A 22,873-nucleotide genomic window follows, 5' to 3' on the forward strand; every position below is an offset into this window, starting at 1 on the left:
ACGGGATGACAGAGTGAAATATTAGTCCTTATTTAACTCATTATATAGGTAATTAACCCAATTATCCGAAGGACCTTGGTGTTGTTCAAGTATTTTTTTATAAATATCCATTTCCTCCTGTCTGCTTGATAAAATACGGACAACTCCTATTAAAGCGGCAATACTTAATTCAGAAGCTATCGATTCATTATCCTTATTAATTAAGAACATTCTTGCAGAAAGTATTAGCTGTGATAATTTTCGTATTTCCGGCTCGCTTAAACCTAAAATTTTATCTAAATCTTCTATTTTAACGTCAGACGGTAGAATAATTTTAGTATTAATTAAATCAAGCCAAGGTTTTATAGTATATTTTGGATATGACTTAAGATAAATAAAATTGAAATTACTGACGAAAATACCGTTATTTTGAGATAAATTATTATATATTAAATTTATATTATCATAATAAATCTCAGGTCTATAAAGTTTATCAAAATTATCGGCAGCAAATATTTTAGGTTTTGTGCCAACTAGACTTAAATGATAAGTAAAAGCATAAATTACTGCTGCACTAATACTTTGGTGTTTCTTTAAATTATTATTAAATTGTTCTAAAAATTTTCTCTCCGTCGGGTAAAATTGTTTAGAAAACGGCTCATCAGAAAGTTTATATAAATTTAACCCTATGACTTTCCCTTCTTCAATTTTAAGAGACGATCCGTCAAATAATCCGGAATATAATTGTTCTTCGGTAAAAACTTTAAGTTTATCAAGTATTTGTATTCCTCCTTCCTCCTTAAAATCTTCTAATTTTAAAATATCGGAAAAAATACGTTTTTCTTTTTCAATTGATAAAATTTTATTTTTTAAGTTCTCTAGAAAGGATATCTCTATTTCGCTAAGAGGTGAAATATAATGACCACTGATTAATTTTAAAAATTCTAAAATGAATGCTTGTGATTTTTCTGTATCATCTACTAAAAATGGATTGATAATTTGTTTGTCCGGTTCTAACCATTTGCCTTCTATTGCTTCGATAAAAATTTTAGAATCATTATTATTAGAGATATAAATTATTGTTGGATCGTATTTAGTCGATTCTGATATTAAAAAGTTCAATAATACGGTTTTGCCGGTTTTCCCCGTACCAAAGATGCAAGTATTACCTTTATTCGTTTTATCATGAAAATTCATGAAATATGGAGTACCTTTCTCGGTTCGCAGTAAAGTTATAGCCTTACCCCAAGGATTATATTGATTACCGAGTGTAGTATTATGAAGAGCGGTAAGAGAAGCAATATGTTCTACGGATAATGGCGACATTCTACGTATAAAGGCAAAGTTAGCAGGTAATTGCGACCAAAATATTTGCTCAATATTAATATCTTCTTTTACATGAATAATACCAAGTTTAAAAAGTTCGGTTGATGCTTTAGCTACGGCTGCATCTAGTTTATTTTCATCTTCTTCTATAACGGCAATTGAAATTTGCTGATTACAAAATTGAAAATCTAAATTAGCTGCATCAAGCTTATTAATCCCTTTGTGATTAAGTAAAGTTGAGTCGTTAGTAATTTTTAGAATATAATCTTGACCACGCAATTTGGATATTACTTGTTTTTTGCTAACAAAGTAAAATATTTCAGTTATTATTAATTCAATCGGTAACTGTAAAAATTTATCCAGTGTATTAGAAGGAGTTTCATGATATTCTTTTATAGATAGTAAAGAAACGAATTTATTATTTTTCTCATGATCCGTAACTACCATTTTATCGCTGCTAATTGTATAAATACTTCTACCTATGGCATCGGATAAATCTATTATAGGTACCAAACAATCATTATTATTAAGGTTAGCTATGCGATTATATAAAAATAAAGGATTAGAAAAAACATTATCATTTTCAAATATTATACCGAGTTTTTCAGCACCGAATTCGTTTAAATCATTTAAAATATTATTAGTGATATTGTCTAATTTTTGAAAAGCTGAATCTAAGTAGTTATTTTCAAAATCAGTAATTAATTTATTAGATAAAGAATTTATTAAAGAGTTAAAATTTGTGATGTTAACTTTAGCAGAATCATGTACTATAGATATATATAAAGTATTAACGAATTTATCATTCCAATGGTTTTTTCTTTGCCATAAGGTATGAATATTTGCCGGTAATAATTTTTTGTAAGGAGTTGAATCGTCTAAGTTTTGTTTTTCTCGTATTGTATGTAGCCAAAAAGCAAAATCATAATCGGTTATATTCTTTTTTATAGAAACTCTAACCATTTCACGTAAATTTTGTATGTTATCGCTTATTTTCTCTGAGGTAATGCCGTGTATTTTGATAATTTGTAGTAATTTACCGTCTTTGGTAAGTAAAGTATTTTCATTATAATGACATGCTATAGGTATAAAATTAGGAGCATTATAATTATATATATCTTTGTCAAATTTTCGTAAACCACTAAACACAAATAACCTGAATTTAAATTATCGTTTTGTATACTCGTTCAACTTGAAAAATTGGTTACGTCGTCTTTGTAAGTCCTCGGATGCTCACGTATTAAGTATGCGCTCCGCCCCTCGGCTACAGACTCCTTGCTCTTTTCCAAGTTGAACTTCGTATAATAACTCTTCATTTCATAGGAGTATATACTAATACACTTTGCTTGCGTGGATGCTAGAGGCGTCATTGCGAGCAGCCGTAGGCCTCTACTCGATGTCATTCCCGCGAAAGCGGGAATGACATAAGAGCCATTGCAACAAAGCCAATTTAACAACAACTAGAAACTTTATATTTAATAAACAATTATTCACTATAGGCAATGATTTTTTGTAATCCTCCCATGTAATTTATCAAGACATCCGGTATAGTTATTGATCCATCTTCATTCTGATAATTTTCAAGTATTGCAACCATAGTTCTTCCGATAGGTAATCCTGAAGCATTTAAAGTATGAACTAAGGTAGTTTCGTTACTGCCGAATTCTTTATATCTTGCTTTCATTCTACGTGCTTGAAAATCTCCACAATTAGAACAGCTAGCAATTTCGCGATATCGCTTTTGTCCCGGAAGCCATACTTCTATATCATAGGTTTTTTTTGCCGCAAATCCCATATCTCCGGTGCAAAGTAACATAACACGATAAGGAAGATTCAGTTTTTGTAAAATAGTCTCTGATGCATTAGTTATATATTCATGCTCATTTTTTGATTCTTCAGGGGTAGTAATAGATACTAGCTCAACTTTACCGAACTGATGTAATCTAATCATACCTCTTGTATCTCTACCGCTACTACCTGCTTCTGATCTAAAGCACGGGGTGTAAGCAACATAACGTATCGGTAATTTTTCTCTTGGTACAATAGTATCGGCGACCATATTTACTAAAGATACTTCTGCGGTTGGAATTAGTCTGTAACCATTGGTTGTTGCAAAAGACTCTTCGGCAAATTTAGGTAGTTGTCCTGCATTATACATAGCATTATCTCGAACTAATACCGGAGGTGATATCTCAAAGAAATCCCACTCTTTAGTATGAACATCAATCATAAAATTAATTAAAGCACGTTCTAACTTTGCTAAATCACCTTTTAACGTTACAAATCTAGTTCCAGAAATTTTAGCAGTTTGTTCAAAATCCATTAAATTTAATTTTATACCTAGTTCAAAATGCTGTTTATTCAAAGCATTTGGATTTGTCTCTCCGTAAGTACGAACTAATTTATTCATACTTTCATCCATTCCGTAAGGTACTTCTTCGTCTGGAATATTAGGAAACATATTTAATAGTTCATTTAATTCGTTATTATTATTTAGATCCTGTTCAAGTGCTTCCAACTTCTCATTTATATGTTTGACATCTCTTTGTAACCCTTCAAATTCTTCGCCGCTTTTAGAGGCCATATTACCTAAAATCTTTGATTTTACATTACGTGCATGCTGAAATTCTTGAATTAAACTCGTAATTTTTCTTTTCTCTCCGTCGAGCATAGCAATTTTACTAGACATAGGTTCAATAAATCTTTGGCTAAGCTTTTCATCGAACAATTCTTTATTTTCTCTAATCCATTTGATATTTAACATTTAGTGTCCTCAGTTTTTCTATAAAATTACATATCATTATTGAAGTTTCATATAATAAAAGTAGCGGTATTGCAAGAGCAAACTGGCTTAAAATGTCAGGAGGCGTTAATATTCCTGCAATAATAAAGTTAATTACCACGGCAATGCATCTTTTTTGCTTAAGTGTTTGTACCTTAACTATTTTTAGTATATTTAATATCACTATCACAACTGGCAGTTGAAAGGCGACTCCAAAAGCAATAATTAAATGAATAACTAAATTTAGATACTCGCTAATTCTTGCTTCCAAAACTATCGGTACGATCATATCACGTTTTTCAAAACTAAGAAAAAAATTCCAAGCTTTCGGCATTACAAAGTAAAAAACAAAAATACTACCGCACCAAAATAAAATAGGCGACATAAAAAGAATAAAAGCGATAATTTTTTTTTCATGGCGGTGTAACCCGGGACTGATAAATAAATAACACTCCAAAGCAATTATAGGTATAATAATAGTAAAAGCAGTAAAAGCTGCAAGTTTAATATAGGTAAAAAATGCTTCTGTAAGCCCTGTATAAATTATATTTCGTACCGTATCACCGCTTAGCTTAGCAAGCGGTTTTAATAAAACACTATAAATATTGTTGCTAAAATAATAGCAAATAGCAAATATAATTATAAAAGCAGTAAATATTCTAAGAAGCCTTATTTTTAATTCTAATAAATGTTCTTGAAAACTATATAGTTTCATAAAAATTCTGACTCTTCATTTCGCAGAAATATATATATCAATATTATAAACTTTTTTTAATAATTGTCATATCTTTTTAGAAATATTCACAAAGCCTAGTTTCTTTCTATATATTTTATAAAATATCGGGATAAATAACATGCTAAACAGAGTATTACCTAAAAAGAATACAGGCCAAGTAAGATATTTTGCACAAATACCGCCAAGGCTAGCTAGAATAATACGGCTAAGCGAGCTAAAAGATGCAATAATAGAATATTGTGTGGCAACAAATTCACTATTGCAAAGGCTAGCAAAATAGATAGAGATAATAGTTCCTGCAAAGCCTGCACAAAAATTTTGTACTGTAACAGTTATTATAAATGTCTTTATATCATAGCCGATAGTAGCAAGAATCATAAACATAAGAGGTGACAATAATTGAATAACTCCACCAATTAAGACACTATGAAATATACCCATTTTTGCAGCTAAAATGCCGCTTAAAGCTCCTCCGACGATCATGATTAGTAACCCGTAAGCTTTGTAAATAACGGCAATTTCATGAGTAGTAAAACTTAAATCGAGCAATAACGGCGAACTCATAGCCATAGGTATAGAATCCGCAGCCTTATATAAAAAGATAAACAATATAATTAGCAGTAAAGATTGCTGCTCATTTTTTAAGGAGATAATACTTTTTTTAATAACTTCAAAATATTGTTGTAATCCTATTAAATGAGTAGTTGTATGGTGTATTTCTTTTGATTGTGGTTCTTTGATACATAAAATTACTATAGGGCCAATTAGAGTAATGAATAGAGCCGATTGATATACTGTATTCCAGCCGAAAATAATTGATGAATATAAAGTACCGACGCTGCCAAGTAACATACCTAAACGAAACCCTATGCTACTAAAGGTAAAAGCCATTGAAAGTTCTTCTTTAGATGTAGGTCTCTCAATTCTATATGCATCAAGTACAATATCTTGTGTAGAACTGCAGAATGAAATAATAAATAAGATAATTGCAGTAATATATAAGTTATTACAAGGGCTTATGTTTAAGAACCCCGTCATCGCTAGGATTAAAAATATTTGTGATACCAATGCCCAGCCACGCCTGTGACCGAATTTAGAACATAAAAAAGGTATAGAGTATTTATCTATAAAAGGTGACCATATGACCTTTAAGCAATACGGAAAGGCAGCTAGTGATATCGAACCTATTATATCAGTGGTGTATTTTGCTTCGGATAATTGATATGGAACTGTAAAAAAAATTAAATTGAACGTAAGACCGGAAATTAAGCCTAAAAGTAAAATACCGATTAAATATGTATGGTTATTTATGTCATTCTTGCATGAATTGATCTTCAACGTCATTGTGAGGAAAAACTGTAAGTTGCGACGAAGCAATCCATTAAAAAATTCTGATTTACAGAATATTCTATTATTATTTCTGGATTGCCACCATGCTCCTTGCAGTTGTGGCTTTGTTGCATGGCTTGCTTCCACTTCTGTCATCCCGCAAGTTTGTAGCAGGACCCAGTTAAAAATACTAATATTGTTAGTATTTTTAGTTGTTTTCTGGATACCGTGGTCAAGCCATGGTATGACACCGAACACGTTTTTTGAGCCATGCAACAACGTTTTCAGTCGCTCGCAATGACGATTAGGTACACACGCAATAATGCCTCGTAGGAATGACATAAAGGAATGATTAAAAATTTTGTACACGAAATCTAATAGCGTTAAATAGTTACTTAATATTTCATTTTTAGGGAGTAAGGAGCGACTTTGGAAAATATTTTACCGACTACCGGTATTTTAGTTACAATAGTGCTGATTAAGAAAAAGGAAGGAATAACATTTCCTTTAACCATAATTAATTGCTGCTTGGTATCAATATTACCTGTCATAGTAAAATCAAAGAACGGTCCATGTGCTTCCGTATCAAAAATTGTAATTATATTTCCTCTATAATTAAATTTACCGCTCATATCTTCAAATAAAATATTTTTATTATTAGTTATTGAACTAAGAAAACCCGGCAACGAAACAAAGGAAACAAGCCGTGTTAAAAAAGGAGTATCGACTACCGTAAAATGTTTTATAGAAAATTTGCCGTCTAATATTGGCACTATTTCACCTTTTTTTACTTCATATCTTTTTGTATTTAAGTTGATGTTAATTTGACCGTTTTGCATAGTGGTATACATTCCAAGTCCCTTAAGCAATGCTCCGGCATTATCGGATTCAATGAACCATTGTTCAAAAGTTTCCTTAGCAGTAAGCGACATCTTAACTTTTTTATTATCAATATTAGCATTTAGAAAGCCGGAGAAACACCGCACTTTATCACATTTAATTGCTAAATCAAGATTACCTAGAATTATATTATTCTTTAAAAGTATTTTTGATATATTAGTTTTTAAATTAATATTACGTGTAGAATCTCCCGCTTTTTCTAAAAACTGCATCATATTAGCATTTGATAAATCTAATCTGTTTCCATAAAGTGCCGTATTAAGATTATGGTTATCTATGATTATGTTTCCTTTTAAATCCGTATGATTATGTTTAACAGAGGCTAGATTAATATTATAAATATTTTTCTTAATTAAGGCATTACCGTTAATTTTTAGATTATCCTGCCCTGAAAGATTAAATACAATATTTCTATCGAAATTTTTATCATTTAATTTAGTATATAAATATAAATTGGCTTTTTTATATAATTTTTTATGAATAGATACTTTATCTATATAAAATTCTAAATTATTAAGATTAGAATTAACGGTAATAAAACTCTCATTATTATGCTGTTTTTTATACTCAAAATTTAAAACGGTGCTGCCTGAAATTAATTTCAATACTCCAAATCTTTGATTATTTGCTGCAATATTGCTTTTTATTTTAAGTAAACACTCATTATTTTTATCCGATATATCATGATCATAAGTAAAGTTGCTTGCATAATTATTAATGTTACCTTTACCGCTAATATTTAGTTTATTATCTTTAAGACTACCTTTGGCTTCACCATTTTGTAATAGGATATTATTGTCTAAGGTGTTAAGAGAGATATTTGTTAATGTCGACAAAACATTATAGCTATTAGGGATATTGGGGCTAATAGGAATTATTAGCTCTATTATTGAATTTGCCGTTCCTTTGATTTTTTTAAGATCAATATTTTGAGCTTTAATATTTTGATATGCATCATTTGGAACAAAGGCAATTAAGTCATTAATTTCACCTTTAGCAGTAGCATTAAAAACAAATTGTGATTTATCCAGTCCTTCCCATTTGAAAGTCATAATACCGTCTGAAATGACACTTTTACCGCTATATGCTTCATTAATTAGAAATTTTATTTCCGGTCCTGAAATGATTATATTAGTATCAACTTTAGTCAAAGGTGGTAAATCTGTATGATATTTATATTCAAAATTTGAGATATGTAAATTTGCTTTTAAATTATCTTCTACTAAAATATTTTTTTTTAAAAATTTTTTATCTAATTTAATATTTAATTCTCCGTTTTGGATGTAACCTTGTTTTATATGTTCTCGTAAATATGAGATTATAGGATTATCCGGAATGATTTTTTCGACTGTTTGATAAATTATTAAAGGCATATTTGCGGCAGCTGCACTTGCATCGATATTTTTATCGGTTATTATACCGCTTAGTGATAAAAAAGCTTTGTTTCCAAAGGTGAGTTTGCAATTAACAGTTTTTGGATTATCTTTAGAATAGGTGGTTTTATATGAGCATAAAGCATTTCCTAGAGGTAAGTCTGCTCCTTGCTCATCAGTGAGGATATCACTTTTTATTGAAGTTAGTCGTATGTCCGTTAGGGAATCTTTTTTAATTATATTTAACGAATAATCACCGGTCGTTGAAGTATTTATAATCTCTTCATCGTTATTTGAAATTACGGAAATTTTATCGATATTAAAATTAGCCTCTATTAACGAATTAGAGAAGAAATTTTTGAAATTAAAGAAAAGATTAAAATCGTTAATTTCTCCTCTAGCATTATCTATAAGACTTAAGGAAATTTTATCTATGGATAATCGGTTTTCTTTAAATGCTAAATTATGTAGTACAGCCTTTATATCATTTTTACTTAAATAAAATTCAATTATTTTTTTCAAAGGTTCATTTAAGTGTCCTTTATTTGCACTATAAACAGTTAGAGTTATAGCCAAAGATAATGAAATCAGAATTATAAAAATACTAATAAAGGTTTTTTTAATAAAATTCATTTGAGCTTGTAAATCTATTGAAATATGATAAAAGCTTTATATACTCGGATAGAACTGCAAAAATTGGCTACGTCATCCTACAAGTACTCCGGTACTCACGTATTAAGTATACGCTCTGTTCCTAGTCTTGTGGACTTCTTGCACTTTTTGAAATTGAGCTTCGTCTATACTACGCTTCATTTATTTGAGGTATACACTTGGAATATAACGTATAATTTAAAAATTTAATATAAAAATCACAAAAAATTATGAATATTACATTTATCGGTAGCGGATATGTGGGATTAGTCTCAGGTATTATTATGGGCTATTTAGGTCATAATGTTACTTGTCTTGATAATGATGAGGTTAAAATATCCAAATTAAATAAGCAAATATTACCGATTTATGAAGCTAAACTTGATGAGTATCTTAAGCAAGCTTTAGAATCTGATAGGTTAAAATTTACAAATATTTATAATAATGAACTTCAAAATGCTGATGCAATATTTATTACGGTCGGTACACCTTCAAAAGGGTTGGGAGAAGCGGATTTAAAATATGTTTATGATGCTATTGATAAAGTTTTCGAGCAGCATATAAATAAAGATTGTTTAATAGTCATAAAATCTACCGTTCCGCCGGGTAGTTGCAGTAATATTATAGCTTATTTAAAATCAAGAGGCTTTGCATTTAATGTTGCTTCTAATCCTGAGTTTTTAAGAGAGGGTAGTGCGGTAGAAGATTTTTTATATCCTGATCGTATAGTTATCGGTGTAAATAATAAAGAATCAGAGGAAATATTGCGAAAAATTTATGCACCTTTGCAAGGTGCAAAGTTTGTGGTTACCGATTTAGTGACGAGCGAACTTATTAAATATGCTTCAAATAGTTTCTTAGCTACCAAAATTGCTTTTATTAATGAGATGGCTGATTTATGTGAAAAAATCAGCGGTAATATTAAAGATTTATCTAAAGGTGTAGGACTTGACCAAAGAATCGGTAAAAATTTTTTAAATGCAGGACCTGGTTTTGGCGGTTCGTGCTTTCCAAAAGATATTCTAGCATTAAATAATCTTGTAGAAAATCATCATATAGATTGTAGGATTCTTAAGGCAGTAATTAAAAGTAATAAGCAGCGTCCAAGTAATATGGTAGATAAAATAGCTACTTTGTTAGACGGAGATTTAAAAGGTAAAAATATAGCAATTTTAGGCTTAACATATAAAGCAGGAACAGATGATGTAAGAGCAAGCCCTGCCATCGCAATTGTAAAGATCTTATTAAATAAAGATGTATATGTTAAAGCATTTGATCCTATCGGTCTTGAAAATGCTAAAAAGAATTTGGAACATAAAAATTTGCTATATTTAGATTCAGCAGTTGACGCCTGTAAATCAGTAGATATTATAGTTATTGCAACTGAATGGTCAGAATTTAAAGAACTTAATTGGCAAGAAATTTATGATTTAGTAAAATCGCCGATAATCATTGATCTTAGAAATATACTAGATAATGAAGCAATGAAAAAAATCGGTTTTAGATATTATGCAGTCGGAAGTAAAATTTAGTCTTGTCGTTAAGGCTTTCGATGTTATTCCCGCGTAGGCGGGAATAACATAAAAAGTCTACGGGAATGACATAAGGAGTCATACAGTAAGACAATAAACTTTAACATTAATTTAAAATGCGACCTGAATTTATTCATTTAAGAACTCAAAGCTCTTATTCTTTTCTAGAAAGTGCATTAACGATTGAGAAGGTAGTAGAACTTGCTTCATCGAATAAAATGCCTGCTATTTGTTTGGCAGATAAGGGAAATTTATTCGGCTCATTAGAGTTTGCATTATGTGCAGTAAAAAAAGGACTGCAGCCGATACACGGAGTTATTCTAAATATAAAATACGATATAGATATTTTTGCTCAAATTTTGCTTATAGCTAAAGATGAAACTGGTTATAAAAATTTACTCAAACTATCAAGCCTTACTTTTACTAAAAATGATCGTAAGATATGCGATCACATTGATTTTGAAGATTTAATCGAATATCAAGAAGGATTAATAGGATTATGCTGTTATACCGACGGTATTGTCGGAAAATGCTTGCTAGCGCGCAACGAGGAGCAAGCGATGCTGTTTGCACGTAAATTACAGGAAATTTTAGGAGATCGTTTTTACTTTGAGATTATGAGACATGAGCTACCGGAAGAACAGTTTATTGAGGATAGTTATATTAGAATTGCTGCCGAGCTTGCTATTCCGCTTGTTGCTACTAATAAAGTTTTGTTTAGTGAGAAAAGCATGCATGATGCACATGATGTATTGTTATGTATATCAGCCGGTGTTACTAAAGAATATCTGGATCGAAAAACAGTTAGCGAAAATTGTTATTTTAGAACACCGCATGAGATGATAGAGCTTTTTTCCGATTTACCTAGTGCCATCCAAAATACCGTGAATTTAAGAGAGCGTTGTTATTTTGCCGCACATGCAAACCCGCCGATGCTGCCTAATTTTGCCACCAAAGATATTAGTGAAACGGATTTAATTAAAAAAGATGCAAAAGAAGGGTTGCTTGCAAGGCTTGCTACAAAGTTTAAATCTGAAAATATTTCGTTAGAGAATCAAGAAGAATTGAAAACCGAATATTTTGCTCGTCTTAATTATGAGCTGGATATTATCTGTAATATGAATTTTGCCGGTTATTTTTTGATTGTATCTGATTTTATTAAATGGAGTAAAAAAGAGGGTATTTTAGTCGGACCGGGTAGAGGATCGGGAGCAGGCTCAGTTGTTGCTTGGAGCTTGCTTATTACTGATCTCGATCCGATTAAATTTGGCTTATTATTTGAAAGATTTTTAAATCCTGAACGTATTTCAATGCCTGATTTTGATATTGATTTTTGTCAGGAAAGGCGTGAGGAAGTAATTAATTACGTACGTTCCAAATACGGTAATAATAGAGTAGGACAGATTATAACTTTCGGTAAGATGCAGGCAAAGGCTGTAATTAAGGATGTCGCTCGTGTGCTTGGCTTACCTTATAAATTCGCTGATTATCTAACGGAGCTTGTCCCTTTTAGTGCAGTTAATCCAGTTAGCTTAGAACAGGCAATGCGTGAAGTTCCGGAGCTTGCAAATGCCGCTAAAGGTAATGGGCTGTATAATTTAGACGGTGAAGCGGAGTTAATTAAGTTAGTGATTGATACTTCGTTAATTCTTGAGGGGCTGCATAGGCATTCCTCAACTCATGCTGCAGGAATCGTAATAGCAGGTACTGATTTAGTCGATATAGTACCGGTATATAAAGATGCTAACTCCGATATGCTGGTAGTCGGTTATTCTATGAAATATTCCGAGATTGCCGGTTTAATTAAATTTGATTTTTTAGGGCTACAAACCCTAACGGTTATTACCGATTGTAAGAAACTGCTTAAAGAGCAAGGGATAGAAGTAGATTTTAACAATATGACGTTTGATGATAATAAGACTTATCAAATGTTGTGTAAAGGTAAAGGAGTCGGTGTTTTCCAATTTGAAAGTATCGGGATGAAAGATGCACTTAGACGCCTTAAACCTGATTCTATACATGATTTGATAGCTCTTGGTGCGTTATACCGTCCTGGTCCTATGGAAAATATTCCTACCTATATAGCTTGTAAGCATAAATTACAACAGCCTGATTATTTACATGAGCTATTGAAACCAATCTTAGAAGAAACTTACGGAGTGGTGATATATCAGGAGCAGGTACAAAGAATTGCTCAGGTTCTTGCAGGTTATACGCTAGGAGCTGCCGATTTACTTCGGAGAGCAATGGGTAAGAAGATAAAAAAAGAAATGGAGGAGCAGGAAGAAATTTTTGTTAAAGGAGCAATTGCTAATAATATTTCGGAATCTCAAGCTAAATCCATTTTTGCGACCGTGGCTAAATTTGCCGGATACGGTTTTAATAAGGCACATGCTGCGTCTTACGGTGTTATTTCATACCAAACTGCATATCTTAAAGCTAATTATCCTGCTGAATTTTTAGTAGCATGCTTAAATCTTGAATTGAATAATCACGATAAAATTAATTTATTTTTACAAGAAGCAAAAGATAACGGCATAAAAATTATTGCACCTAATATTAATATTTCTGAAGGGTATTTTAGTGTAAAGTTTTCGGACACTGTCATCCCGCATAGCGTAAAGTCTGTCATACCGCGATTTGATCGTGGTATCCAGGAAATTTCAAAAGATACCGTGGTCAAGCCACGGTATGACATCGCGGGTGCAATAATCTTCGCCTTAGGTGCTATTAAGGGAGTTACGCCGAATTTCGGTAAGTTAGTAACGGATGAGCGCAAAGCAAGAGGGGCGTTTAAATCAATTACTGATTTTATTGAAAGATTACCCCCAAAATCTATTAACAGTAAATTATTGGAAAATTTAATCAAGTCAGGCTGTTTTGATGAGCTGCATGATAATCGATTGCAATTATTGTCAAGCATTCCAAAATTGCTTTCTTATTCAACTGCATATCACGAAGAGCAGGAATCTAATCAATTCAGCTTAATTAAAGTTTCTAGTTTAAGTCCAACTATTTTAGTATCAAGCGATTATGCCGATAAAAATACTTTAGCCTTTTATGAATTTGAGGCTATGGGTTTATTTATCTCTAATCATCCTCTTACGGAATATCAAGAAATATTTAGTCGTTTAAACATTTTAAATACTACGGATTTGCATAATAACTTACCTGATGGTACTAACCGAGTAAATCTTGCCGGTGTAATACAAAAAAAGGATTCTCGTATGTCGGCAAGAGGTAGGTTTGTGACGCTCGTGCTTTCCGATCCTGAGAATATCTTTGAACTTAGTATTTTTAGTGAGGAAGTTTTAAAAGATTATGTACATTTACTTGATGTTAAAAGTTTGGTAGTTGTTAATTGTGACATAGTTAAAGATGAGGGAGGAATAAAACTAACGGCAAAAAGCTTTTCATCAATTGAGGATGCAATTAATAATAAACAATTTGAACTACAGTTTTATCCACAAAATCATGAAGAATTACGGCAGATAGTAACCTTGCTTGCAGCTCGTATAAATAACGAAGATCAGAGTAATGCTAAAGCTACAATCTATTTACAAAGCGCAGATGTAAAGCATTTTGTAGCAAAAATTACATTACCTGAAAAATTCTTGCTCCAAGGGCAAGATTTTGAGATTTTAAAAGGATATAGTAAATAGTGTAGTTGTTGAGTGGTTCGGTTTTCCACTGTCATTCCCGTAAGGCATTGTTGTGTGGATATCGGGTCGTCATTGTGAGCAGCCATAGGCTGCGTGGTTACTTCGTAATTTTCCTCGCAATGACGAAAAAACCGAGCCATGCAACAAAGCCAATGCCTCGCAGGAATGACATCGAAACCTTGCGTCAACTTTTTTATAGGCAATACCTGAATTGACGGTACAATGAATCTATTATTGATATAATTGAGTAATATTCTTTGATGTTTTTTTACCGCTAAATATTGCATTATTATTTTTATTATCGCTAAGTTCCATATATTTTGTTAGTCGATGTTTTTCTGCTATTAACTTTGCTTCTTTTTCTAAATTGATATTTTGCTCAAGATTTGGGTCTTTAATTAATTCTTTAAAATAATTACTTATGGATTTTAATCCCAATTTTCTCGTGAATTTACTTAAATACTTATAAAATTTATTTTTGATAGTTTGTTTTTTAGGTTCTGAATTTTTATTGAATGTATTATCGGTTTTAACTTCTTATGTTTTATCTTCTAATACTCCTGTATTAATTGATCTTTTGGTGTTTGATTTAGTTTTGAATTATCTGCTCTTACCCCAGCACCGGCATTATATATATACGATAATTTTTTCCGTTTTCTTTAGAATATTTTATAACATTTGCATGTAATCCTGTATTAGTAGGAGGGTTAGAATATGATAAATATGCTTCTCCGGTTTTGTGCAGTTTATCATATATTTCATCTGTAGTTTTTTCTAAAAATTTTTTTAACTGTTCTACTGGTGGTAATTCAGTTGAGCTAGTTAAATTACGTAAAAAGGATTGCTTATAAATCTCATCTAAGCCATCCATAAAATGGTCTAATTTTTTACCTGTATTTTCGTCAAGATTTAAAGCTTTATACGCTTAGCCGTTAATAAAATGAACTGAGCCTAAATTATAATCATTTGTGGATTTATCATAGGTACAGGCATCGTCAAGCATTTCGCAGTACTGAGTTGCTTTTGCTTCATACTCATATTTCCGTATGTTATTTAAGGCTTGAGTGATATTTTCATAATGTTCTTTCAGCTTATTTTGGTTATTCTTGTTTAGAGCAGTATTTGTAAGTTGATTATCATAATTTTCTAAGTTACCGAACTTTCTATCATTATTTACATTCTCAACTAACTAGTTAAGCAGGGATCAAAATAATCATGTATTACGAATAAATAAATGTCAATAATTACCTCACCTCAATATTATCTAATTGTTCCCATGTAAAATTTGCGTCTTCTCGGCCGAAATGACCGTAAGAAGCCGTTTTTTGATAACATGGAGTGCGAAGCTTAAGATGTTTTAATAATTCTTCCTGGACGCATATCAAAATGCTGTGTTATGAGCTTAGTAATTTGTTCGTTGCTTAATGTGCTAGTACCGCAAGTTTCAGCATAAACAGATACGGGAGCAGCTACGCCTATTGCGTAGGATATTTGTATTTCACAGCGATCGGCCAGTCCTGCTCCTACTATATTCTTAGCAATATAGCGTGCCATGTAAGCAGCCGATCTATCTATTTTTGTTGGATCTTTTCCAGAAAAGCAACCGCCGCCGTGTCTTGCCATTCCTCCATAGTTGTCCACGATAATTTCCCTACAGGTTAAACCGCAATCTGCAACGGGATCGCCTATAACAAACCGACCCGTCGGATTTAGTGTCTTTATGAAGTAAATTGCTTGGTAATGCCGGTTTAATAATTTATTCCATTACTGCTTCAATAAGGTTTTTTTGTTGTATTTCCGGATGATGCTGAGTTGATAAAACTACTGTATCAATGGCAATTGGTTTGTTATTTTCATATCGTAATGTGACTTGAGATTTTGCATCGGGTCTAAGCCAAGACAAGATATTTTGTTTACGTAAATATACTTGCCTTTTTATTAATAAATGAGCGTAGTAAATCGGTGCGGGCATGAAACTATCCGTTTCATTACAGGCATAACCGAAAACCATACCTTGGTCTCCTGCACCTATTTCATTGTCATTTGCATTGTCAACACCCATAGCTATATCGGGTGATTGTTAATGATAGCTGAAATTACGATACAACAGCTACCGTCAAATCCATAATTTGGATTATTATAGCCGATTTCTTGTATTTTGCTACGTACTATTTGCTCAATATCCACTATGTACTAGGCCGCTCACTAGAACTAGACCGGTTGTTACAAATGTTTCACAGATAACACGATCGTTAGGGTCTTGTTTTAGAATCTCATCAAGTACCGTATCTGAAATTTGATCGGCAATGTTGTCCGGATGCCCTTCAGAAACTGACTCAGACGTAAATATAAAATTTTTCATACATTATGCTCCTTTTAAAATTCTTCAAATATTATATTAATATATGATTTTTATATGCTTATTTTATCAAATATGTATGCTGTATTATATGTTGAAGTTATTTTTCTGGATTCCCGCTTTTGCGGGAATGACAGCAAGTCATGCAATAACGCCGCCTTTAGCTAGGAATGATACACCTTCAATGAATTTCCATCCAGTTATTACCTGCTCTAATTTCGGTTATAATCGGTACATCCATATTAGTAGAATTTTCCATGATTTTTTTAATAATAGGTGTTATAATTTCTACTTCATCAATCGGTGCTTCAAATAGTAGTTCATCATGAATTTGCAGTACTAATCTTGTTTTAAGTTTACGTTTTTTTATTTCTTGATCTAGATTGATCATAGCAATTTTAATTATATCGGCATTAGTTCCTTGAATCGGAGCATTAATAGCCGCACGTTCTGCGAATTGTTTAAGCTTTTTATCATGAATTAGAGGTACAAAACATTTTCTGCCAAAGCAATTTGTGACATAGCCGTTGCTACTTGCAAAAGCTTTTGTTTGCTCCATATATTCTTGCACTCCTTTATATTCAGCAAAATATTTCTTGATATATTCGGATGCTTCGCTGTTAGTAACGTTTAATTGCTTAGCAAGCCCAAAAGCACTTATACCGTAAATGATACCAAAATTTATAGCTTTTGCTTTACGCCTATGTTCGCTAGTTAGTTCGTGTTTTTGTAAGTTAAAGATCTGACAAGCAGTTTGAGTATGGATATCGTCTTTATTGATAAATGCTTGTTTTAGTGCATCTATATTTGCGATATGGCTTAATATTCTAAGCTCAATTTGAGAATAATCGGCAGATATTAATTTATAACCTTCTTCAGCAATAAAAGCTTGTCTGATTTGATTCCCCTCACTAGAGCGAATAGGTACATTTTGTAGATTAGGTTCCTGTGAGCTAAGTCTTCCTGTAGTGGTAGAAGTTTGTAAAAATGTCGTATGTACTCTATGTGTTATATTATCTATCTGTTTCGGCAAACTATCGGTGTAGGTATTCTTTAATTTTGTTAGTTGCCTCCATCTTAATAACAAATCTGCAATATTATATCCATGCTCACTAAGTTTTTCTAGTATTTCTGCTCCCGTTGAGTAAGAGCTTGCTTTAGCTGAAGCTTTACCGAAAGGTAATTGCATTTTTTCGAACAAGATTTCGCCTAATTGTTTTGGCGAACCAATATTAAATTTAGTTCCGCTAAGAGCAAAAATTTCTTCTTCAAGTTTTAGAATTTCTGTTCCAAATTCAGCGGATAATTGTTTTAGGTAATTAGCATCTACTGTAATACCCACTTTCTCCATTTTATCTAAAATAAAACAAATAGGTAAATCAATGTTGCTATAAAGTCTAAAGGTTTTGTTGTCTTTAAGCTCCAATATAGTTTGTTTATAAAGTGCGATAAAGTTTATTACTATTTTTGCTGATTCGATAATTATATTTTCTATCCAAGTTTCTTTCAAAACTTCTTTAAATAAATTTTTCTGTGATAAACCGGCAGATAACGCATACTGCATTAATTCTAAATCTTCTATAGCCGTGATGTCATGAGAGTGGTTTGCATAAAATTTAAGTAGAGGTTTAAGAGAGTAAGTAATTTTTTTTATGGATTTATCGGTTAGTAAATTGAAGATTATATCCGAAAACCAGTTGTTATTAGTTTTAGTATTATAAGAAAATAGATCATGAGAAGTGTTTGAAATTTTAATAATATAGCTTTGGTTTTGCAGTGATAAAATAAAAGCAAGATTAGCTCTTTTATGCTGTAATAAATATATCCCGAATATTCCTATTTTCGTGGCTTCTTTAGCAAAGTCTGCTAACTCATTAGCATTATTAATTTCTTTTATTTCCGTTACTTTATTATCTGCTATCTCTTTGTGGTCGTTAATTTTAATATCCAATAAATTTTCTACTCTTTTATATAAAGATCTAAAACCGTATTCCTGTAAAAATCCTGTTAATTTATCGCTATTTGGAGGTGACCATTCTAAATTATTTAGCTGAAAATCTAAATCAACATTAGAATTAAGCCCTATTAACTGCCATGAAATTAACGCCGCCTCTCTTGAATTTTGTAAAGTTTCACGTTGTTTTACGCTTGAGACTTGGTCTAAAGAGTTAAATATATTTGCTACAGAACCAAATTGTGTTATAAGACTACTTGCAGTTTTTGGTCCAATAGATGGCACACCCGGAATATTATCCGATCTATCGCCGATTAAAGCCATTACTTCACGTAATTTATCAGAAGTAGTGCCAAATTTTTTAACCACATCATCCTCCGTAATATATTTCCCTTTTAACGGATCATATATCTTGATGTTTTCAGTCATTAGCTGTAATAAATCTTTATCGGAAGAGATAATGACTACATGTTCGCCAAGTGCAGCAGTTTTAGTAGCAAAGGTTGCGATAATGTCATCGGCTTCATAACCGTTCTTCTCTAGAATAGGAAAATTTAAGTTACTTGCAACATCACGAACTAAAGGTAATTGTATAATTAAATCTTCAGGGAGTGGAGGGCGGTTAGCTTTATAGTCGGGATAAATCTGATGGCGAAAATTTTTCCCGCCGCTGTCAAATACTACAGCGACATGTTTAGGCTTAAAGTCGCTCAGTAATTTTAGCAGCATTGAAGTAAAACCGTAAAGAGCACCGACAGGCTCGCCTTTTGGTGAAGTTAAAGGCTGTTGTGCATAATAGGCTCTAAAAACAAATCCGTATCCGTCTATGAGCAATAAGGTATTTTTTTGAGTCATTTTATGATTTTATTTTTAATTAGATCGTCATTGCGAGGAAATTACGTAAGTAATTGACGAAGCAATCTCAGGAGTTTATTATTACTTCACGAGATTACCGTGCAGCCTACGGCTACTCGCAATGACGACTCAATATTTGTGCGGGCAATGACGTAGCAAAACCTCACAACCCCAATAGATGTCTAGCAAAATCATGTTGGTTGAATATTTTTAAGTCCTCTATCTTCTCGCCTATACCGATAAAGTATAAGGGTAAATTAAATTTTTGTACTACTCCGACAATTACGCCCGCTTTAGCACTGCCGTCTAGTTTAGTCACGATAAGCCCCGTCAAATTAGTAGCATCATTAAAATGTTCTACTTGGTTATAGGTATTTTGTCCGGTAATAGCATCAATGACTAAAACGCTATGAGTGGGGGCATTCTCGTCTAGTTTTTTTATAACTTTTACAATCTTAGACAGTTCATCCATCAAATTTTTCTTATTATGAAGCCTACCTGCTGTATCGATAAAAAGTATATCGATATTTTGTTTTATCGATTCTTCCATCCCGCGATAAGCAACACTTGCGGGGTCAGCCGATTCTTCACCGGTAATAAGTAGTGCATTTGCTCTATCTGCCCAAGTACTTAGCTGATTTACGGCAGCTGCTCTAAAAGTATCGCAGGCTGCAACTGCTACTTTTTTCCCTTGTGCCGAGTACATTGCAGCAAGCTTACCTATAGTCGTGGTTTTACCTGCTCCGTTAACACCGCACACTAAAATTACGTTTAATTTATTTTCGCTTAAAGTAAAAGCAATTTCTGATTTTGATAGCTGCTGCTCTATTAATTTAGCAAGGGCTTCTTTTACTGTATCACTATCTATTTCTTTGTCAAATTTTACCTTTTTAAACTCTTCAATAATATTAGTTACTACCGAAACACTCATATCACTTGAGATAAGTAGCTCTTCTAGCTCTTCTAGAGTTTCTGCATCTAATTTTTTCTTGTAAAATATTTTGTCGATACCTTCCGATATTTTATTAGAAGTTTTAGATAAACTTTGTTTTAATTTACTAAATATCGAAATCATATTAGATAGTTTTTTGTTTTATGGGTGTTGGTGTTACGCCTGCGTGAGTATCAAATCGTCATTGCGAGGAAATTACGTAAGTAATTGACGAAGTAATCTCAGGAGTTTGTTGTTATTTCATGAGATTGCCACGCAGCCTATGACTCGCAATGACGATTAGGTATCTACACAGATAAGCCATCTTGCAATGATGATTAAGGTACTTATCTTTTTTTCTTATTTTTGCTTTTGTTTTTATTTCCGTCAGTGGTTTTATTGAATCTACCTAAATTTTTAACAAATTTTTGTAGTCCGTTAAGTTCCGTTCCATATGTCCTAGTATATTCATGGACTATTTCTATATCTTGTCTATGAGAATCATCTATTACTACTACTTCCTGCATAAAATTATTAGCATCAAACGTAATTTTTACTATCTTCTGCTTTTCAATTTTTGGATTGAGCCAAGCTCTTTGAGACATAACTCTTTCAACATAATACCAGGTATTTTGGGAATATTCCGGTACTATAGTAGGCGTACCTATTAACTCTACGACTTCTGTTTTATTTAGTTTTTTAGACTCTAATTTTACAAGTGCCGAATCATCTATGGATTGCCCTCTATTTTCGATAGTTTTGCAGCCGCTTAAGGAAAAAAAGGCTAATATACTAAAAATGTATGTTATAAAAATTTTCATAAGTTTAATTTTATCTAGATTTTATTACAAGATTATAATATACTGCTTCACTAATTTGACAAATACTTTTTAATTTATATTTAGAGAGGCTAATAATGGCAGTTCCAAAGAAAAAAACATCAAAATCAAGACGTAATATGAGACGTTCGCACTTAGCACTTGGCAAAGTTAATGTAATAGTTGATTCGCAAACCGGTGAATATAAGCTTCCGCATCACGTTTCTTTAGTCGACGGTACTTATAATAATCGTCTAGTAGTAACAAAGAAAATTAAAACTGAAGAAGTAGCCTAAAAGATTTATGACCTGTAAAATTATTGGTTGCGGCGGGTATCTTCCTTCAAAAATAGTTAGTAATGACGAGCTTGCAAAATTCGTAGATACTAACGATGAATGGATTAGAACAAGAACAGGTATTACGCAACGTCATATAGCAGGTGATACAGAATATACTTCCCATCTTGCTTTAAAATCAGCTGAAAAAGCTATAGCAGATGCAGGGATATCGGTAAATGATATTGATTTAATTATTACATGTACTACTACTCCCGATAATAGCTTCCCTTCGGTTGCCTCTAAGCTTCAAGGTTATCTTGGTTTAACTAATATACCGTCTTTTGATTTACAAGCAGTATGTGCCGGCTTTGTTTATGGTTTACAAGTAGCAAATTCTCTTATCTCATCAGATAAATATAAAACTATTTTGCTTATAGGAGCCGAGAAAATGACGTCGTTATTAGATTGGAATGATAGGACTACTTGCGTTTTATTCGGTGATGGGGCCGGTAGCGTAATATTACAGCGTAGTAGTGATGATTCCGGTTTAATAGATAGTAATATCTTCTCAAGTGGGGCTGATTATGATGAAATATTATACACAAACGGTGGTGTAAGTATGAACGGTATTAGTGGCAAAATAGTTATGCAGGGGCAAAAATTATTTCGTCATGCAATAGAAAAAATGCAACAATCTATAAAAGATTTACTGCATGCTAATCAATTCAGTGTAAACGATATTGATTATTTTATACCTCATCAAGCAAATATCCGTATTATAAATAAACTCGCTGAACTATTAAATATAGAAGAACATAAAGTAGTGAAAACCGTAGACAAACATGCTAACTGCTCTGCTGCTTCTATTCCGCTTGCTTTGAGTACTCTCAAAGCATCAGGCAAAATAAAAAAAGGTGATATTCTACTATTTTCAGCTATCGGTGCAGGTCTTACTTGGGGCAGTGCATTCATTAGATGGTGAATATACTCGTTTTATTAGACATCTTCGGAAACTCTACTGCTAGAGGTAATTTGTACGTTGATCCTGTACTCGAATCCCCACGTACCTCTATGTACGCTGCGGTTCTGCGTGCCGTGTCTCCTTCAAATTCCTCTCTATAAGCGAGTTTCTGAAGATGTCTATTTAAATTGGCAACACTACTTAATTTGCTTATAATTCTCACATATTATATATACGCTGCGGTTATAAGCTTCAAAATCGATTCCTCTTTTCCCCATTAAACTGCATCTATCTATTTTCCAAAGTATATACTTGTATTATAAAAATGATATTTTTACCACATTTATACATGAGTAATTGCATTTTATAATATTTTAGCCTTTAAACTAATAAAATAATGATATATACTAACTCACATAGCTTTTGGTTAGTTTAGTTTTATGACTA

Annotated in this window: 14 protein-coding genes and 3 pseudogenes; 4 read left to right on the top strand and 13 right to left on the bottom strand. The window is 32.2% G+C overall.

Annotation, left to right across the window (positions count from 1 at the left end; all coding sequences use genetic code 11):
- Positions 1-21 precede the first annotated feature (21 nt).
- The 5 genes from TENJIKU01_RS03900 to TENJIKU01_RS03920 form a co-directional block, all read right to left on the bottom strand.
- Positions 22-2,454 (bottom strand): VirB4 family type IV secretion/conjugal transfer ATPase, encoded by a 2,433-nt coding sequence (locus TENJIKU01_RS03900; RefSeq protein WP_064429279.1) that lies wholly within the window; start codon positions 2,452-2,454, stop codon positions 22-24.
- Between the two features lie 337 nt (positions 2,455-2,791).
- A complete protein-coding gene (gene serS / locus TENJIKU01_RS03905) occupies positions 2,792-4,069 on the bottom strand; it encodes a serine--tRNA ligase (protein WP_064429280.1) in 1,278 nt (425 codons plus the stop codon).
- Complete coding sequence (gene tatC / locus TENJIKU01_RS03910) at positions 4,047-4,802, bottom strand: twin-arginine translocase subunit TatC (protein WP_064429281.1); 756 nt, start codon at positions 4,800-4,802, stop codon at positions 4,047-4,049. The genes serS and tatC overlap by 23 nt, the downstream gene beginning before the upstream one ends.
- 66 nt (positions 4,803-4,868) lie before the next feature.
- Complete coding sequence (locus tag TENJIKU01_RS03915; RefSeq protein WP_172795037.1) at positions 4,869-6,521, bottom strand: MFS transporter; 1,653 nt, start codon at positions 6,519-6,521, stop codon at positions 4,869-4,871.
- Between the two features lie 26 nt (positions 6,522-6,547).
- The gene (locus TENJIKU01_RS03920; protein WP_064429283.1) at positions 6,548-9,058 is read right to left on the bottom strand and encodes an AsmA-like C-terminal region-containing protein; all 2,511 of its coding nucleotides are present in this window, start codon (positions 9,056-9,058) and stop codon (positions 6,548-6,550) included.
- A gap of 248 nt (positions 9,059-9,306) precedes the next feature.
- On the opposite strand from TENJIKU01_RS03920, the gene TENJIKU01_RS03925 reads away from it, so the two are divergent.
- Both TENJIKU01_RS03925 and dnaE read left to right on the top strand, forming a co-directional pair.
- Complete coding sequence (locus TENJIKU01_RS03925) at positions 9,307-10,608, top strand: UDP-glucose dehydrogenase family protein (RefSeq protein WP_064429284.1); 1,302 nt, start codon at positions 9,307-9,309, stop codon at positions 10,606-10,608.
- 116 nt (positions 10,609-10,724) lie between these two features.
- On the top strand, positions 10,725-14,270 hold the full coding sequence (dnaE, locus tag TENJIKU01_RS03930; protein WP_064429285.1) for a DNA polymerase III subunit alpha: 3,546 nt from the start codon (positions 10,725-10,727) through the stop codon (positions 14,268-14,270).
- A 231-nt stretch (positions 14,271-14,501) separates the two neighbouring features.
- On the opposite strand, the gene TENJIKU01_RS03935 is transcribed toward dnaE, so the two are convergent.
- From TENJIKU01_RS03935 to TENJIKU01_RS03960, 7 genes and pseudogenes are all read right to left on the bottom strand, one after another.
- Positions 14,502-14,708: a hypothetical protein gene (locus tag TENJIKU01_RS03935; RefSeq protein WP_064429286.1), complete on the bottom strand. Its 207-nt coding sequence runs from the start codon at positions 14,706-14,708 to the stop codon at positions 14,502-14,504.
- A gap of 172 nt (positions 14,709-14,880) precedes the next feature.
- Complete coding sequence (locus TENJIKU01_RS03940) at positions 14,881-15,141, bottom strand: hypothetical protein (RefSeq protein ID WP_064429287.1); 261 nt, start codon at positions 15,139-15,141, stop codon at positions 14,881-14,883.
- A gap of 38 nt (positions 15,142-15,179) precedes the next feature.
- Positions 15,180-15,459: pseudogene (locus tag TENJIKU01_RS09695) on the bottom strand (hypothetical protein); the annotation flags it as partial.
- A gap of 55 nt (positions 15,460-15,514) precedes the next feature.
- Positions 15,515-16,632 (bottom strand): annotated as a pseudogene (gene metK, locus TENJIKU01_RS08475) (methionine adenosyltransferase).
- A gap of 178 nt (positions 16,633-16,810) precedes the next feature.
- Positions 16,811-19,438 carry a DNA polymerase I gene (gene polA, locus TENJIKU01_RS03950; protein WP_064429288.1) on the bottom strand — a complete coding sequence of 876 codons (2,628 nt, stop codon included), beginning with the start codon at positions 19,436-19,438 and terminating at the stop codon, positions 16,811-16,813.
- A gap of 163 nt (positions 19,439-19,601) precedes the next feature.
- A complete protein-coding gene (ftsY, locus tag TENJIKU01_RS03955) occupies positions 19,602-20,513 on the bottom strand; it encodes a signal recognition particle-docking protein FtsY (RefSeq protein WP_064429289.1) in 912 nt (303 codons plus the stop codon).
- Between the two features lie 203 nt (positions 20,514-20,716).
- The gene (locus TENJIKU01_RS03960) at positions 20,717-21,190 is read right to left on the bottom strand and encodes an outer membrane protein assembly factor BamE (protein ID WP_010977769.1); all 474 of its coding nucleotides are present in this window, start codon (positions 21,188-21,190) and stop codon (positions 20,717-20,719) included.
- 95 nt (positions 21,191-21,285) lie between these two features.
- On the opposite strand from TENJIKU01_RS03960, the gene rpmF reads away from it, so the two are divergent.
- Together rpmF and TENJIKU01_RS03970 are read left to right on the top strand one after the other, a co-directional pair.
- Positions 21,286-21,483, top strand: a complete 198-nt coding sequence (gene rpmF, locus TENJIKU01_RS03965) for a 50S ribosomal protein L32 (RefSeq protein WP_064429290.1) — start codon at positions 21,286-21,288, stop codon at positions 21,481-21,483.
- A gap of 7 nt (positions 21,484-21,490) precedes the next feature.
- Entirely contained in the window at positions 21,491-22,447 is a 957-nt protein-coding gene (locus TENJIKU01_RS03970; RefSeq protein WP_064429291.1) for a beta-ketoacyl-ACP synthase III, read from the top strand.
- On the opposite strand, the pseudogene TENJIKU01_RS03975 reads toward TENJIKU01_RS03970, so the two are convergent.
- A pseudogene (locus tag TENJIKU01_RS03975) lies at positions 22,437-22,704 on the bottom strand (palindromic element RPE1 domain-containing protein). The gene TENJIKU01_RS03970 and the pseudogene TENJIKU01_RS03975 sit on opposite strands and share 11 nt — an antisense overlap.
- Positions 22,705-22,873 lie beyond the last annotated feature (169 nt).

This window comes from Rickettsia sp. Tenjiku01 (genome assembly GCF_001653015.1).
GTDB lineage: Bacteria > Pseudomonadota > Alphaproteobacteria > Rickettsiales > Rickettsiaceae > Rickettsia > Rickettsia rickettsii.

Coding starts and splice junctions, on each gene's coding strand:
- serS (WP_064429280.1), bottom strand. CDS start 4,069: ATGTTAAATATCAAATGGATTAGAGAAAATAAAGAATTGTTCGATGAA.
- tatC (WP_064429281.1), bottom strand. CDS start 4,802: ATGAAACTATATAGTTTTCAAGAACATTTATTAGAATTAAAAATAAGG.
- TENJIKU01_RS03920 (WP_064429283.1), bottom strand. CDS start 9,058: ATGAATTTTATTAAAAAAACCTTTATTAGTATTTTTATAATTCTGATT.
- TENJIKU01_RS03925 (WP_064429284.1), top strand. CDS start 9,307: ATGAATATTACATTTATCGGTAGCGGATATGTGGGATTAGTCTCAGGT.
- dnaE (WP_064429285.1), top strand. CDS start 10,725: ATGCGACCTGAATTTATTCATTTAAGAACTCAAAGCTCTTATTCTTTT.
- TENJIKU01_RS03940 (WP_064429287.1), bottom strand. CDS start 15,141: ATGGATGGCTTAGATGAGATTTATAAGCAATCCTTTTTACGTAATTTA.
- polA (WP_064429288.1), bottom strand. CDS start 19,438: ATGACTCAAAAAAATACCTTATTGCTCATAGACGGATACGGATTTGTT.
- ftsY (WP_064429289.1), bottom strand. CDS start 20,513: ATGATTTCGATATTTAGTAAATTAAAACAAAGTTTATCTAAAACTTCT.
- TENJIKU01_RS03960 (WP_010977769.1), bottom strand. CDS start 21,190: ATGAAAATTTTTATAACATACATTTTTAGTATATTAGCCTTTTTTTCC.
- rpmF (WP_064429290.1), top strand. CDS start 21,286: ATGGCAGTTCCAAAGAAAAAAACATCAAAATCAAGACGTAATATGAGA.
- TENJIKU01_RS03970 (WP_064429291.1), top strand. CDS start 21,491: ATGACCTGTAAAATTATTGGTTGCGGCGGGTATCTTCCTTCAAAAATA.